Annotated in this window: 8 protein-coding genes; 1 reads left to right on the top strand and 7 read right to left on the bottom strand. The window is 62.4% G+C overall.

What is annotated here, in order from left to right; genetic code table 11:
• Positions 1-9 precede the first annotated feature (9 nt).
• Positions 10-702 carry a phosphoadenylyl-sulfate reductase gene (locus CKA81_RS15680; protein WP_164878426.1) on the bottom strand — a complete coding sequence of 231 codons (693 nt, stop codon included), beginning with the start codon at positions 700-702 and terminating at the stop codon, positions 10-12.
• A 258-nt stretch (positions 703-960) separates the two neighbouring features.
• Here CKA81_RS15680 and CKA81_RS15675 point away from each other — a divergent pair, with 258 nt between their 5' ends.
• The gene (locus CKA81_RS15675; RefSeq protein WP_128356131.1) at positions 961-2250 is read left to right on the top strand and encodes a Glu/Leu/Phe/Val family dehydrogenase; all 1290 of its coding nucleotides are present in this window, start codon (positions 961-963) and stop codon (positions 2248-2250) included.
• On the opposite strand, the gene treY is transcribed toward CKA81_RS15675, so the two are convergent.
• The 6 genes from treY to treS are packed head-to-tail and all read right to left on the bottom strand — an operon-like array spanning position 2247 to position 16353.
• Positions 2247-4922, bottom strand: a complete 2676-nt coding sequence (gene treY, locus CKA81_RS15670) for a malto-oligosyltrehalose synthase (protein ID WP_128356130.1) — start codon at positions 4920-4922, stop codon at positions 2247-2249. The two genes, CKA81_RS15675 and treY, sit on opposite strands and share 4 nt — an antisense overlap.
• Positions 4919-7057 (bottom strand): 4-alpha-glucanotransferase, encoded by a 2139-nt coding sequence (malQ, locus tag CKA81_RS15665; RefSeq protein WP_128356129.1) that lies wholly within the window; start codon positions 7055-7057, stop codon positions 4919-4921. The genes treY and malQ overlap by 4 nt, the downstream gene beginning before the upstream one ends.
• The gene (gene treZ / locus CKA81_RS15660) at positions 7054-8916 is read right to left on the bottom strand and encodes a malto-oligosyltrehalose trehalohydrolase (RefSeq protein WP_128356128.1); all 1863 of its coding nucleotides are present in this window, start codon (positions 8914-8916) and stop codon (positions 7054-7056) included. The genes malQ and treZ overlap by 4 nt, the downstream gene beginning before the upstream one ends.
• Entirely contained in the window at positions 8903-11026 is a 2124-nt protein-coding gene (glgX, locus tag CKA81_RS15655) for a glycogen debranching protein GlgX (protein WP_128356127.1), read from the bottom strand. Before glgX ends, treZ begins: the two co-directional genes overlap by 14 nt.
• Positions 11027-11029: 3 nt before the next feature.
• The gene (gene glgB / locus CKA81_RS15650) at positions 11030-12940 is read right to left on the bottom strand and encodes a 1,4-alpha-glucan branching protein GlgB (RefSeq protein WP_128356126.1); all 1911 of its coding nucleotides are present in this window, start codon (positions 12938-12940) and stop codon (positions 11030-11032) included.
• A complete protein-coding gene (gene treS / locus CKA81_RS15645; RefSeq protein ID WP_128356125.1) occupies positions 12937-16353 on the bottom strand; it encodes a maltose alpha-D-glucosyltransferase in 3417 nt (1138 codons plus the stop codon). The genes glgB and treS overlap by 4 nt, the downstream gene beginning before the upstream one ends.
• Positions 16354-16370: the final 17 nt, after the last annotated feature.

The following is a 16370-nucleotide window of genomic DNA, read 5'->3' as shown; positions in this document are numbered from 1 at the left end:
GCTTTCCTTTCAGTGTTTCAGATTGCCCGCATGCAGGCCGCATTCTTTACTTAGCTTTTGTTCCCACCACCAGCGGCCGGCCCGCAGGTCTTCGCCGGGTCGGATTGCGCGGGTGCAGGGCTCGCAGCCAATGGAGGGATAGCCTTGATCGTGCAAGGGGTTGTAGGGGATGTCCTCGGCCTGGATAAGCGCCCCAATGTCTTCAAGGGACCAGGAGGCCAGCGGGTTGTATTTCATCAGGCCAAAGTGGGTGTCGTACTCGGCCTCGGGCAGGGCCTCGCGGGTCAAGGCCTGGTCGCGCCGCTGCCCGGTCAGCCACGCCGAACGCCCCTGCAGGGCACGCCGCAAGGGCTGCACCTTGCGTAGCGAGCAACAGGCCTTGCGCAGTTCAAGGCTGTCGTAAAAGGCGTAGGCGCCGTGCTGATCCACATGGGCCTGGACCGCCGAGGCATCGGGATGCACGCGCTCGATACGCAGGCCATAGCGATCCTCAACCCGTTCAATCAAGTCCAGCGTCTGCGCATGCAGGCGCCCGGTATCCAGCGTAAATACGTGTATGGGCAAGCGCTGCTGGAAGATGGCGTGGGCGAGCACCATATCTTCCAGCCCCATGGACGAAGCAAACACCGCGTCCGGGTGCTTGCGCGACAAGTCGGCAAGCGATGCCTGCAGCGCGGTCCATTTTGAAGTCTGTGTCGTCACATCCGGCCATCCTGATCCAAAGGAGCCAGTCTGCACCCGCCGCGCAGCAAGGGGAACGACTTAATCGTCAAGTGCTTATCACCCGGGGCCATTAATCGGCAAAGACATAAGCTCATGCGGGCCGGGTATCCGGCCCTAAAATTCTGGCCGCGACCGCTTTAAGGGACGTAATGGCGCACAAGCACTAAAATACCGGCAACAAAGGCTGCCAGGCCTCCGCTATATTCCCATTTTCTCTTTAATTAACAAGGCGCAACCATGTCTGAACATCCGACGCACCCGCTACCTTCCTACCTGCATTCCGACGACCTAGGGCCTTGGGGCATCTACCTGGAGCAAGTAGAGCGGGTAACGCCATACCTGGGCAAGCTGTCGCGTTGGGTGGAAACCCTCAAACGGCCCAAGCGATCGCTGATCGTGGATATACCCATCGAACTGGACAACGGCACCATCGCCCACTTCGAAGGCTATCGCGTGCAGCACAACACCAGTCGCGGGCCGGGAAAAGGTGGCGTGCGCTTCCATCAAGACGTCACCCTGTCCGAAGTCATGGCCCTGGCCGCCTGGATGTCTGTCAAGTCCGCTGCTGTCAATTTGCCATTCGGCGGCGCGAAAGGCGGGGTACGTCTGGACCCGCGCAACTACTCGCGCTCTGAGCTCGAACGCATCACGCGACGCTATACCAGCGAGATCGGCGCCATCATCGGCCCCAACAAAGACATTCCGGCTCCCGACGTCAACACCAATGCGCAGACCATGGCCTGGATGATGGATACCTACTCCATGAATGAAGGCGCCACGACCACCGGCGTCGTAACAGGCAAGCCGGTATCCCTGGGCGGCAGCCTGGGCCGAGTCGAGGCTACAGGCCGCGGCGTCTATGTGGTCGGCTGCGAAGCCGCCCACGACGCCGGCATACCTATCGAGAATGCGCGCATCGCCATCCAGGGCTTCGGTAACGTGGGGGGCACGGCGGCCCGTCTTTTCTACGAAGCCGGCGCCAAGGTCATCGCCGTCCAGGACCACACCGGCGGCGTCCACAACGCCAACGGCCTGAACGTCCTTAACCTGATCAAGCACGTCGAGGAGCGTGGCGGCGTAGCGGGCGCACCGGACGCCGATACGATCAGCCCGGCGGAGTTCTGGGCGCTTGAAACCGAGTTGCTGATTCCGGCGGCCCTGGAAGGCCAACTGAATGAAGACAACGCCAACTCGATACGCGCCAAAATCGTGATCGAAGGGGCGAACGGCCCGACTACGCCCGAAGCCGACGACATCCTGCGCTCCAACGGCACACTGATCGTGCCCGATGTGCTGGCAAACGCCGGTGGCGTGACGGTCAGCTACTTCGAGTGGGTGCAGGACTTCTCCAGCTTCTACTGGACCGAAACCGAGATCAACCACCGGCTTGAAGCCATGATGCGCGCCGCTTACACCTCGGTGTCCGCCGTGGCCAAAGAGCACAAGGTCAGCCACCGCACCGCCGCCTTCATCACGGCATGCACGCGCATTCTCGAGGCGCGCGAAGTACGCGGCCTCTACCCTTAAGCGCTAGCCAGAACCGCCAGCGGAAGGTCGGCAAACAGGTCGTCCAGGCGCAACATGCCCCCCGTGCCCGGGCGCTGGATGGATCCATCCAGCGCATTTTTCATTTCCATGCCGGCATAGCGGGGGGGCAGACTTACACTAGTGTCCTCCCAATAGCGTTCCGGGAACTGCAAGCTCCCGGCGTCGCCGGCGGCTGCCAGGCCGCGGTGGCCATGCAGGGGCAGCACCACCACGCAATGCTGGTCGCCGGCGCTGCGCGCATACGCCAGCACCTGCTCGTGTCGCTTTCCACTTACCGGCAAGGCCTCATAGGCGCCTATCGAGAAGGCTAGCGGCAAGCGCCGGCGCAATCGCAGGCAAGCCGCCACCACTGCCTGCTTGATGCGGCCATCCCGCCATTGCGCCAGCAACTCAACGATGTCGACCCCGCTATCCAGGGCATCCAGGGCATCTTGCCGACCCGGATAATCCACGGGGCGACGATTGTCCGGATCCACCAGACTGAAATCCCAGAATTCCGTACCCTGATATAGATCGGGTATACCGGGCGCCGTCGTGCGCAGCACGGTCTGCACCAAACCGTTCAGGGCGCCAGCGGGGGCAATACGGGCAACAAAATCGCCAATGTCCTTCAATAAGGCATGATGTGGGCCGCCCACCGCCATGCTGTCCAAAAACGCCTGCGCATCGGCTTCGTGGGCTTCATCGGGGCAGAACCAGCCGGAGCTTTGCTTGCCTTCGCGCAAGGCCTTGGTCTGCCATGCCGACAAGCGCGCGATGAAGTCGCCCACAGCCGGCTCATCATCGGCCCGCAATTCCATGGGCCACGCACCCACGATGGCCTGCCACAACATATAGCGCTCGCCCGCATGCAGGGCGCAAGCCGCGGCGGGTGTGCCGGGCCACTGCATCCATCGTGCAACCGCTTGCGCCCACAAGTCCGGGGCCTCGGTAAGTACCGCCAGACGCGCTCGCGCATCCTCACCCCGCTTGTGGTCATGCGTGGCCGTGGCAAGCAGGGCGCGCGGCGCGTGCGCGGCACGCCAGGCATTGCGCTCGTGGTAGCGGTCGGGCCGGATCGCAAAAACCGCGGGATCGGACCCGACTTCGTTACGCGACAGCAGGCGGCCATAACGGTAAAACGTCGTGTCCTCCAGCGATTTGGCAGCCAGGGGCGGTGTCAGTTGCTGCAACCGGCGTATCGCCAGGCCTTGTTTTTCCAGGGTCGACCCCGCAGTCTGTGCCGCTTCGGTTTGGCCAATCCCGGCCAAGCCTGCTTCCAGCCAGGTAAGCAGGGCGGCTCCCTCTTGTGCATCACCGCGGTCCAGGACGGCAAGCGCCTCGCTCATCACCCGGGCAAAAAGGTCGGCATCCTGCGGGTTGCGTCCCTGCGGCCCGACATAAGTGCGATAAACGGGAAAAACCTCCAGGAATCGGTCCAGCACACGCCCTATCAGCTCGCGACTCCAGTCGCGGCCCTGCACACTACCTTGCGCCAGGCCCCACAGCACGCGTAATAACGCCTTGCGCTCGGCCGCAAAATGCCGCTCCAGCAAGAGTTTCTTGGCTGCGCGAACGTGAGCTGCAGCATCGCGGTTGTCCTGGGCGGTCCGCGCCCACAAGTCGGTCAGTGCCATGCAGGCGTCCGGCTGATGCAGTACAGCACCAGCCTGATCCATGAAGTCGTAGCCGCTGGTGCCATCAACCTGCCACGAGGCGTCCAGGGTTTCGCCCGGCGCAAGGATCTTCTCGATGATGAGCCAGGGCGCATCGCTGCGCAGCGCTGCGGGCCGCTGCGCGCGGCGCTCGTCAAGCGCAGCACGAAGTTTGGCGCAGTAGGCCACGGGCTGTGCCAAACCATCGACGTGGTCAATACGCAAGCCGTCGATCAGGCCTTCCGCATACAGTTGCAAGGGAAGCGCATGGACGGCGTCGAACACCTCCGGAAGCTCGACCCGTACGCCTATGAGTTCGCTCACCTCGAAGAAACGCCGCCAGTTGATCATGTCGGCGGCGCAGCGCCACCACGCCAATCGATAGTGTTGCTTCTCGAGCAGCTCGTGCAAGCGTTGACGTCCATCTTCGGTGCTGCCGTCGTAATAACGGGCCGCCATCTGGGCGTCCAGCCCGGCCACCCGCATGGAATCTGGGGCGATGGGATAGCGGGCACCGCTGGCCTCTATTTGCGGCACGCCTTCCGTCTGCTCAAGTACCACTGCAATACTGCCATCGGCCAGGCTCTCGCCATAGGGCTTTGCCAGGAAGGGCGCCAACACCTTGCCTCGCAGGCCGGGCTGGGGCGTGTGCCAATCGACATCGAACCAATCGGCATACCGGCTAAGTCGGCCGTGGCGCAGTACGTCCCACCACCAGGCGTTGCTACTGTGCGTGGCCATGTGATTGGGGACGATGTCCAGCAACAAGCCCATGCCATGTGAGCGCACGACGTCCACCAGGGCGCGTAGCGCCGCCATCCCGCCCAGTTCGTCGCTGACCATGGTATGGTCCACCACGTCGTAACCATGGGTCGAGCCGGCACGGGCCCGCGTAATCGGGGACAGGTAGAGATGACTGATACCCAGTCTGGAGAAGTACGGTACGCGAGCCGCCGCATCGGCCAGCGTGAACTGGCCATGCAACTGCAGCCTGACGGTGGACAAGGGCGTGCTCATGCCGGGTTCCGGTTATTGATGACGGCGGCTACGCTGCGCTGCACCGACGGCTCATCGAAAAGTTGATCAACCGGCACCGGCAAACGTTGCACCCAATTCGGATGACCGGGGCCCTGCGCCGGCGGTGGGCCTGGCAAGTTGGGTTGCTCGGACAAGCCCAGTAGGTCTTCCACTGGCACCACACACAGGGCACTGGGCGCGCTCGAGACAAAAGACAGGATCTCATCACGCGGTGCCGCCTCAGGCACAGCGGCCAGCTTGCTTGTCGTGCAGCCCGCTGCCTGCAGGGCCCGCCATAAGGCGGTCTTCTCTTGCTCGCGTTGTACTCGCTGCTGCTGCGCGCCTGGCGTCTCGCCGGCCTCGCCCAGCCGCTCCCGCCATGCCAGATCGCGGCCGCCCCACCAGCCTTCGACCGTGGGCAAATCATGCGTCGTGGTCGTTGCCATCGCCGAAGCCGGCCAATCTGCCGGCAAGGTGTACGCCAGCTCTCCATCAGTGTCCTCATTGCGCTTCTGCTCAAACCACAACACGCTCATACCCATGATGCCCTTCTCTTCGAGTTTTTCATTGAAACCTGGAGGCACGGTGCCCAGGTTCTCGCCGATGACAATCGCCTTGTGACGCCATGCCTCCAGGGCAACCAGACGCAACATGTCGTCCAGCGGATAGCGCAAGTAGACGCCTTGTCGCGCCTGGGCGCCGTCTGCAATGACCCACATGCGAGCCAGCCCCAGAATATGATCGATGCGTATGCCGCCCGCATGCGCCAGGGCGGCGCGCAGGGTTTCGATAAACGCGGCGTAGCCACTGCTCTGCAGGGCCCGGGGCGAAAAAGCGGTCAGACCCCAGTTTTGACCCTGTGCCTGATACAGGTCGGGCGGTGCCCCGACCGATACGCCGACCAGGATCTCCTTCTTGCGGCTCCAGGCATGGCTGCCGCGCGGATCGGTTCCAATAGCCAGGTCGGCGATCAGGCCCACGCCCATGCCGGCATGGCGCGCCGCCTGTTGCGCCTCGGCCAGACCCTCATCGGCCAGCCATTGCAAAAAGGCGTGGAAACCCACCTCTTCCCCGTGGGCCGCCGCATAGTCCTCTGCTGCCGCGCCGCGTGGATCTTGCAGTGCGGCGGGCCAGTCACCCCAACCATTTTCCGGGCCCAGTTGCCGGCTATACATGGCATGCAAAGCCTCGTAGCGTGCGTGACTTTCCAGCGCTTCGCCACTCCGGCTACGGTAGGCGCGGTACGCTGTCAGCAGTGCCTCGGGACCGCTATGGCAGAACTGGACGTACATACGACGCAGAACCTGCAAGCGACGCTGCACCACATCGGGCCAGTCGATGTAATCGGACACGGGCGCGGGGCCGGCGTCGCCACCGCCTTCGTCGCGCAGGGCCGCCAGCATGGCGTCGCCGCCAAGTACGGCTGCGGGATCGATGTAAGCCGCATTCAGGAACAAGCGGCTGGACGGGGAATACGGGCTGTATCGCTCGGGCGCTGCACTGAACATGGCATGCACGGGACTGATCGCCAAGGCGCTTGCGCCATGACGGGCGGCCGCAGCAGCGGCCTGGCCGACTAGGGTATAGTCGCCGGCGCCATGCAGGGCTTGCCATTGAGGGTTCGTTTCGTTCCGCCTCAAACCATACGCCTGGACGGCGACTCCCCACGCGCGCCCACCGCCCGTGCCGTTACAGTCGGCGACGGACGGACACCTTTGCGGAGCAACCGCCAGCGTCAGCTCACGCGCTCCTATCGACAGCCTGTGGTAGCCGGGACGGGCCAGGGGAGCGATGACTGCGAGCCCCGGACCTTCAACGCTCGCCACCCCGCGAACCTGCCCCCCTCCATCAAGATTGACTTCATAAGACAGTGGGCCGGTGTAGGGGAACACTAGCGCGCGCCCGACCTCCCCGATCACCAGCGCCGCATCGGCCGACACCGACTCTGATCGCAAGGCAGCCAGGCTTTCGCGGATCTGGGCGTCGCTGCCACTGGGTAGATGCAGGCGGCCAAGCATATCGCGCAGTACCGACTCATCTACCTGCTGGGTATCGCCGAAGGCGTCCTCCCAGACGGCCTGCAGTCCTGCTGCCTCGGCGAGTTGATACAAGGGCGACGGGGCCCTCTTCTTCATGCCTGCCCCCCCACCGATGCGCGACCCGGCACCTTGGCCTCCACGGTTGCGATGGTGCTGTAGGGCGCCAGGCGCGCCGTCCGCAAGGTCTCGTCGGCGTGCGCGCCGCTGCTGAACAGAATGATTTCGCTCTTGGATACCTCTTCGGGCAGGTCGACTGCCTGGCCCGACAGATTGCAGTAAATTCGAAGCAGACTGCCATTGCCCAAGCGCCAGCATGCCGCCGCACAATTCGGACCAAGGACTGTCGCCCCCACGCTCTGCGCCCCTTCAAGATGTGGGGTGATGAACTGACGGCGCGCCTGCAGCAAGGCCTGATAGAACAACCTGCTGCGCTTGTGCCGCAAGTCATGTTCGTCGGCCAGCGGTATCGAGTTCTGCCAGGTTTGAAGGTCGTTGGGATCGGGTATGGCCGATCTGGCCTCGGGGTCTGAAAACGCCGGAAACGCCGCAAACTCGTTGCGCCGCCCCTTGCTGACGGCGCGCGCCAGATCCGGATCACTGAAACTGGTGAAGTACTGAAACGGCGCAAGAGATCCGTATTCTTCGCCCATGAACAACAAGGGAATATGCGGTGCCAGCAACTGCAGCGTGACTGCGGCGCGCAAGGCTTCCGGCTTCTGGTCGCACAAGGCGGTCAGCCTCTCGCCCAAAGCGCGGTTGCCGGTTTGATCGTGATTTTGCAAGAAGAAGATGAACGCGTATGGCGGCAGGCCCTTGCTGGGCTCGCCACGTGGCTCACCGCCGCGCGCAGGGCTGGGTTGCCCTTGATAGATAAAGCCCTCTGCCAGGCACTTGGCCAGGTCGCGCGCTGGATCCTCGGTATAGGCGCCGTAATAGCCATGGGCCTCGCCGGTCAAAATATGGTGCACGATGTGATGCGCGTCATCGTTCCACTGCGCATCAAAGCCTTCTCGCAACAGGCTGGCGGCATTGTCGTCGTTTTCCAGGATCAGGTGGGCATGCCGGTCCGGCGACAGGTGGCCACGCACATAAGCGGCCATTTCCACCAGCCAGTCCCGTTCCGAAATGGCATGGACGGCATCCAGGCGCAAGCCGTCGAAGCGGTATTCGTTGAGCCAGTACAGGGCGTTCTCGGCAAAGAAGGCACGCACCTGGGGCTTGCGAAAATCGATCGCCGGACCCCAGGCAGTTTTGATATCGTCCCGGAAGAACTCGGGTGCGTAGGACGGAAGGTAATTGCCGTCGGGACCAAAATGGTTGTAGACAACATCAAGAATGACCTGCATACCCATGCAGTGTGCCGTATCGATGAGCAGGCGCAGGTCTTCGGGACTGCCATAGGCGTTATCCGGCGCATAGGGCAGAACGCCGTCATAGCCCCAGTTGCGCGGACCGGGGAAATCGGCAATAGGCATCAGTTCAATAGCGGTGATGCCCAGTTCGCACCAGTCGGCAAGCCGCTCTTGCACACCGCGAAATCCGCCCAGCAAGCCGCAATGGACTTCGTACAACACGGTCTCGGTCCAAGGGCGGCCCCGCCACTCGACATTGCGCCAGGCGTAGGCAGACGCGTCAGTGAGCACGCTATAGCTGTGGACATCACCGTCCTGCAAGCGCGATGCGGGATCGGGCACACACAGGTCGGCGCTTATGCGGTAGCGATAACGGCTGCCCACCACGCACTCGCAAACCACTTCGTGGAACCCATCGTCTACGCGCTTCATGGGCAGTGGCGGCTGTCCGTTCAACTCCAGCGTCACAGCCTGGACACTGGGTGCCCATAGCCGAAAGCGCGCCGTGCCGTCGCCCAGCATAAGCGCGCCAAATTGATAGGAAGGCGCCGCCGGTGCCGTATCAACCCGGCCGCGGGCCACCTGATGCTCAGGTTCCGCCATTGTCTTGCTCCGTTGTCAGCGCACCCGTAAGCAGGACCAACCCATGCGCTGCCACCATCACACTATCGGTCGAAACGGCCGTGACAGTCGCTCCGGGTTCAGCGGTGTCCAGCTTCAAGGTCCACGCGCAGCCGTTCGCCGGTAGCTGAAAATTTACGTCGTCCGGGCCGCCGTTGACGATCAATAAAGATAGATCCAACTGGCCGTCCTCTTGCAGAAAGGCCCGCCGCAGGCCCAACACCTTTCCTTCCGCGAACTCCCATGCGCTTTCGCTCATGGCTTCGCCATCCAGGTCGTACCAGGCGATGCGTGGCACGCCCGAGATCAATTCGTGATTGCCATCGGCATAGCGCGGCAGGCGCAACGAGGGATGCGAGCGGCGCAGTGCAGTCAGCGAGGCAACAAAAGCGATGCGCTCCCGCCCCTCCGGCGTACTGGCTTCTTCCCAGTCGAGCCACGATATCTCGTTGTCCTGGCAATAGGCATTGTTGTTGCCTTGCTGGCTATTGCCGAATTCATCCCCCGCCAGCAGCATGGGGGTGCCGTTCGACAGGAACACCGTGGCGAGCATGGACCGCAACACACGCGTCCGTAGCGACTTGATGTCCTCGTCGTCGGTAGGCCCCTCCACTCCCCAGTTGTTGCTGAAATTCTCGCCGTGCCCATCGGTATTCTCGTCACCGTTGGCTTCATTGTGCTTGTCGTTATAGCTGACGACATCCTGCGCCGTGAAGCCATCATGCGACGCCAGGTAATTGATGGACGACCAGGGTCGGCGGTGCCGTCTATCGAACAGCTCCGGCGATCCGAGCATGTAGCCCGCCAGTTCGCCGCGCATCCCGGCCTCGCCGGCCCAGAAGCGCCGGACACCATCGCGAAATCGGTCGTTCCATTCGGCAAAGCCAGGCGGGTGGCTGCCCAGTTGATAGCCGTCGGGACCGGTGTCCCAGGGCTCTGAGATAAGCTTCAGGCGAGACAGCACAGGATCTTGCAGGATGGCGTCAAAGAAACCGGACCCGGGGTCGAAACCCGTGCCCTCACGACCCAGCGTCACACCCAGGTCGAAGCGGAAGCCGTCGACCCGATAGCTCTCGGCCCAGTATCGAAGCGAATCCATCACCATCTGCAAAACGCGGGGATGAGACAGATTGACAGTATTGCCACAGCCCGTGTCGTTGATGTAGTAACGCTCATCGCCGGGAATCAGGCGGTAGTAGCTGGCGTTGTCCAGACCGCGCCAGGATAGCGTCGGCCCCAGTTCGTTGCCTTCGGCCGTATGGTTATAGACGACGTCCAAAATGACTTCGATGCCGGCACTTTGCAAGCGCCGTATCGCCATGCGCAGATCATTGGTCTTGCGGTGCGTCAAGTAGGCTGGCTCGGGCGCAAAATAGGACAAGGTGTTGTAGCCCCAGTAATTGCGCAGGCCCCGCTCCACCAGGAAATGATCCTGCAAGAAGGCATGCACCGGCAGCAGCTCGATGGCCGTCACACCGATCCGCAACAGATGGTCAATGAAGCGCGGATTGGCCAGCGCGTCGCAGGTTCCACGGAACTCGCTGCGCACATCGCCCCGGCTAATGGTGACCCCACGCACATGAGCTTCATAGATGACCGTCTCGGCCCATGGGGTGTAGGCCCGGGACCGCTCGCCCCAATTGAAACCGCTATCGGCCACCACGGCTTTGGGTACCAGGTTGGCGGAATCGCGCCTGTCCATGCTCAGATCCGCCCGAGGGTGCTGGACACGATAGCCGAACAAGGCGTCCGACCAACGCACCGCGCCCTCGAGTTGGCGGGCGTAGGGATCCAGCAATAACTTGTGGGGGTTGAAGCGGTGCCCGTTCTTTGGATCGTAAGGCCCATAGGCCCGATAACCGTAAACCAGTCCCGGATCGGCATCCGGCAGATAGCCGTGCCAGACCTCGTCAGTGCATTCCGGCATCGTCAGGCGGCGCAGTTCCTTGCGGCCCCGAGGGTCGAACAGACACAGCTCGATCTTGCTGGCATTGGCGGAAAAAACCGCGAAATTGACGCCCAGCCCATCACTGGTGGCGCCCAGGGGATAAGGCAGGCCAGGTGAGAGGCGATCGGGCAAATGTGTACTCATGCGCTACTCCGCAACGAAAATCAAGGTAGATAAGGGAGGAAGCACCAGCGCCAGCGATTGATCGTACCCATGCGATGGGTGCCCCGATGTCGCCACAGCACCCATGTTCCCCATGTTCGAACCGCCGTAAGATCCGGCATCCGTATTCAGGCATTCCTTCCAGCGCCCCGCTTGGGGCACGCCGATGCGGTAAGCGATGCGAGGCACGGGCGTCATATTGCTGACAACCAGTGCGGTTTGCCCGCCATGGCGACGCAGAAAAGCGAATACGCTGTTGTCCTGGTCGTCTCCGATAATCCAGGCAAAGCCAGCCGGGACGGCGTCGCTGCCATGCAGTGCCGGCGTGCTGCGGTATAAGGCATTGAGGTCGCGCACTACACCTTGCACGCCAGCCTTCAGCGGGTCGTCCAGGGCGGCCCAGTCCAACTGGGCATCGTGGTTCCATTCATGCACCTGCGCCAACTCGCCGCCCATGAACAACAACTTCTTGCCAGGGTGGCCCCACATGAACCCGAAGTACGCGCGCAGGCTGGCGTGGCGCTGCCAGGGGTCGCCCGGCATCTTGCCCACCAATGAGCCCTTGCCGTGCACGACTTCATCGTGGGACAAAGGCAGGACAAATTTTTCCGAGTAGGCATAGACCATCCCGAAGGTCATGTCATGATGGTGATACCGCCGGTGCACCGGCTCATACTGCATGTAGCGCAAGGTGTCGTGCATCCAGCCCATGTTCCATTTGTACTGAAAGCCCAAGCCGCCCTCGCTGACCGGCGCGGTCACCCCCGGCCATGCCGTCGATTCTTCTGCTATGACCAGCGCGCCAGGGCAACGCTCGGCAACGACCTGATTCAACTCTTGCAGGAAGGCTACCGCTTCAAGGTTTTCCCGGCCGCCGTAGCGGTTGGGCGTCCATTGCCCCGGCTCGCGGCTGTAATCCAGATAAAGCATGGAAGCCACCGCATCGACCCGCAGGCCGTCTACGTGGTAGCGGCGCAGCCACTCCAGGGCGCTGGCCATCAGGAAATTACGCACCTCGTTGCGCCCCATGTTGTAGATCAGGGTGTTCCAGTCAGGATGGAATCCCTGTCGGGGGTCTGCATGCTCGTACAACTGCGTACCGTCGAACTCCACCAGTCCATGCGGATCAGACGGAAAGTGCGCCGGCACCCAGTCCAGGATCAGCCCCAGGCCCGCCTCATGGCAGGCATCCACGAACCCCGCAAATTCCGCGGGCGTCCCGTAGCGCGCGGACGGCGCGAACATCCCCAAAGGCTGATAGCCCCAAGAGCCGCCAAATGGGTGCTCGGTGATGGGCAGCAATTCCAGGTGGGTAAACCCCATGTCCACGGCATAATCGATGAGCCGGCGACCGACCGTCGTCCATACGCTGCCCTGCTCGTCCGTCGACATCCAGGAGCCCAGATGCACTTCGTAGATGGAAAGCGGTGCGTCGACCTGGTGACGCGCCGCTCGGTCTTGCATCCACGCATCGTCGGTCCAGACGAAAGCAGTGGGGTCGGTGACCACCGATGCGGTTGCCGGCGGCATCTCGGTCTGGCGCGCCACCGGATCCGCCTTTTGAGGTAATAGCCGCCCGTCGCTGCCACGGATCTGGAACTTGTAAAGCGCACCTGGCCCGACGTCAGGAATAAAGATTTCCCAAACGCCACACTCGCGGCGCAGATACATGTAGTGCCGCTGGCCATCCCAATCGTTGAAATCTCCGACGACCGTCACCTCGCGGGCGTTCGGCGCCCATACCGCAAAGCGTGTGCCGGGCACACCGTCGATCTCCGTCACATGCGCACCCAGGCAGTCGGCCAATTGCTCGTGCCGGCCTTCGGCGATCAAGTACATATCCAGATCGCCCAGCAGATTCCCATAGCGCAGTTTCTCGGTCTCTGTATGCGTCATTCCGTCTCTTTTCCAGAATCCTGGTCCGTGGCCGTCCTGATCAAGCGACGCGCTGCCCGCAGCAGGCCGGACAGGGGAATAGCAATCCAGTCCGGCCGGTGGGCTGCTTCGTAGCAGATTTCGTAAGCAGCTTTCTCGACCAGGGCCAGATCAAGCAAGGCGCGGTCCTGCGACGCCATGACAGCCATCGCGGCTTCGCCATCCTGCTGTTCTTCGACATTGCTACCCGGTTCGGCGATAGCGACGCGATAGCCGTTGAGGAATGCCTCGGTCGCCGTGGCGCAAAATTGGTCCAGCAAGCTGCGGCGCTGATCCATCAGGGCCGCCACCGCCGGTGCCTGCACTTCGCTCGCCCCGCCATCGGTCGCGGCGCCGTGGGGCGCCGTCGTGGTGTCCGAGGTCATGAACGATGCACCTGCATAATCGAAGGAGCGTATCAAGCCGGCCACGTCACGCCATGGCGATGTTTTCGCGCGGCGCTCTTCCAGCGATCTGGCCGGCTCACCCTCGAAGTCGATCAGGTACACATCGTTCTGGGCGATGAGCACCTGGCCCAGATGGAAGTCGCCGTGTGCGCGCGTACGTAGCGTGCCCACCAGATTGCCGGCCTGCGCGTCCACTGCTGCCAGCAACTCTTTCTTGATGGACAGCAATTCGTCGTGCGCCTGTCCGGCTCGCTCATCCAGTCCGATATTCTTGCCACCCAAAGCCTTCAAGGCCTGGCTGAGCATGCTGCGTATATCCTTGGCCCATGCCTGGGCGTGGCGTTTTTCGGCGACCTCCGGCTGGAAGGCAAGGTCGTCGGCCGGTTGCGCCAAGACACGGTGCAGCTCGGCCAGGCGCTTGCCTATGGTTGCCGCCACGGTGGCGTAGCTGCGCAATTCTTCCTGGAAATCGTCGCGGCTTTCACCCGTCAGGGCGGCGTCCTCCAGGGTGCCCGTCAGGTAGTCCTGTGTCCAGGTCCAGGCATCGCCCTGGTTGGCGATCCGGGCATGGACCAACGCCAAGGTATGAGGGGTGCCGTCGGGCGATATCCGCAGCAGTTCTGCCAGCAAGGCAGCAGAGTTGGCGTACTGGCTGCGGGTAAGCTGCCGCGTCATTTCCGCTTCGGGATGCATGCCGGGCACGACATGCCGTATCAGCTTCAGTACAGCGATATCGCCCAGCACCACAGAGCTGTTGGACTGCTCGCCATGGAACCAGTTGATTTCAAGATCGGCAGGCCAGTCCGTGGCGTCAAAGCCGGGCTCGGCGCGAAAGATCAACGTGCTGGGCTGTGACCCTTCAATATTGATCTCGAGCTGGCGGTGCCAGGCGTCGAGCATGGCATGGGTGAAATCGGGCACCGCGTAGGCGTCGGCGGCAAGCGCGAGCTCGGCACCGCGACGCACCTGCGCCAGTCCGTGCTGCGCGGGCACGCTCGTGGCGGCCTCGCCCCACAACAGCGCGAGCGGAAGAAAATACCGTTCAGCGGCCTCGTTGCCATCGACCTCGAACTCCGCGAGGAACAGCTCGGCCTGACTGGCATCCGAAGCGGGCAAAGGCGTTATGTAGCCTATCCGCGCCGGCCCGACAGGCCCCGCGCCGGGGAACCAACGCTGCCTTTCCAGATACTGAGGCAGCACTTGTTCGCACAGTGCCCGCCGCGAACCCTCCACCAACTGATTGCTGGGCCGCCGCCGCCATACCAGCGTGATGTACTCAGGCATTTGCTGCGGGCCGCTGGCATGCCAGGCAGGCGGCGCGGCGCTGGGGCTCAACTCGAACCAATAAAACCCATAAGGCGGCAAAGTAAGCAGATAGGGCAGCTCGCCTATCGTCGGAAACGGCGTGCCCCCCAGCAATTCAATGGGCACCCGGCCCGACAGCGCCGACAGATCCAGTTCCACCGGTTGGGATGCATTGGACAGGTTGGCTACGCACAAGACCGTCAAGCCTTCATGCTCCCGGAGGTAGGCGAGTATCTTGCGGTTGCCGGGATACAGGAAACGCAAGCTGCCTCGGCCAAAGACATGCGTCTGCTGTCGCTTTGCCAGCATCCGCCGCGTCCAGTTCAGCAGCGAATGCGGATCACGTTGCTGCGCCTCGACGTTGACGGCCTCATATCCGTAAAGGGGGCCCATCAGCACCGGCAGGGACAGGCGCTCGGGATCCGCGCGCGAAAAGCCCCCGTTTCGATCCGGGCTCCATTGCATCGGCGTACGGACACCATCCCGATCGCCAAGATGGATGTTGTCACCCATGCCGATCTCGTCGCCGTAATAAAGCACGGGCGTTCCCGGCATGGACAAGAGCAAGCTATTCATCAGTTCAATGCGCCGGCGGTCACGCTCGAGCAAGGGCGAGAGCCGCCGCCGTATTCCCAGGTTGATGCGGGCGCGCCGATCGGCGGCGTACACATCCCACAGATAGTCGCGTTCACTGCTGGTTACCATCTCGAGCGTCAGCTCGTCATGGTTGCGCAGAAATATCGCCCATTGACAGTTCTCCGGGATTTCCGGGGTCTGCTGCATGATGTCGGTAATCGGGAAGCGGTCCGCGCGAGCGATGGCCATATACATGCGCGGCATGAGCGGAAAGTGGAATGACATGTGACATTCGTCGCCATCGCCGAAATACTCCTGGGCGTCCTCGGGCCACTGGTTCGCCTCGGCCAACAGCATCCGGTCCGGGTACTCGCGGTCCATGACGGCCCGTATACGTCGCAATATGCCGTGCGTTTCGGGCAGGTTCTCGTTGTTGGTTCCTTCTCTTTCCACCAGATACGGCACCGCATCCAGGCGCAACCCGTCCACGCCCATGTCGAGCCAATAGCGCATGATCCCGATCAAGGCCTTCAATACCCTGGGATTGTCGTAGTTCAGATCCGGCTGGTGCGAATAAAAGCGATGCCAGAAATAGGCGCCCGCGACCGGGTCCCATGTCCAGTTCGATTTCTCGGTATCGCAAAAAATGATGCGGGTATCCGCATAGCCCTGATCATTGTCGGCCCATACATAAAAGTTACGAGCCGCAGACCCCGGCTTGGCATGGCGGGCGCGCTGAAACCAGGGGTGCTGGTCCGAGGTGTGATTTACAACGAGCTCTGTGATGACCCGCAGGCCCCGCTCGTGGGCTGCCTTGATGAACCGGCGCACATCGGCCAAAGAACCATAGTCTTCATGCACGCCGCGGTACTCCGCAATGTCGTAACCGTCGTCCAGACGCGGAGACGGGTAAAACGGCAGCAACCAGACAGTATTGACACCGAGGCTGGCGATGTAATCGAGCTTGGCGATCAGCCCGGCAAAATCGCCTTGTCCATCATTGTTGGCGTCGAAGAAGGATTTCACATGCAGTTGATAGATGACAGCGTCCTTGTACCAGAGCTTGTCGTCGACCAATTCGGACCTTTCTTTGTCGGGCTGGGGCATGAATCTTCCTACTTGAT

It is taken from the genome of Pollutimonas thiosulfatoxidans, from assembly GCF_004022565.1.
In the GTDB taxonomy this organism is placed as follows: domain Bacteria; phylum Pseudomonadota; class Gammaproteobacteria; order Burkholderiales; family Burkholderiaceae_B; genus Pusillimonas_D; species Pusillimonas_D thiosulfatoxidans.
The sequence above is the reverse complement of the archived record's forward strand: the minus strand, read 5'-3'. Positions and strand labels throughout refer to the sequence as shown.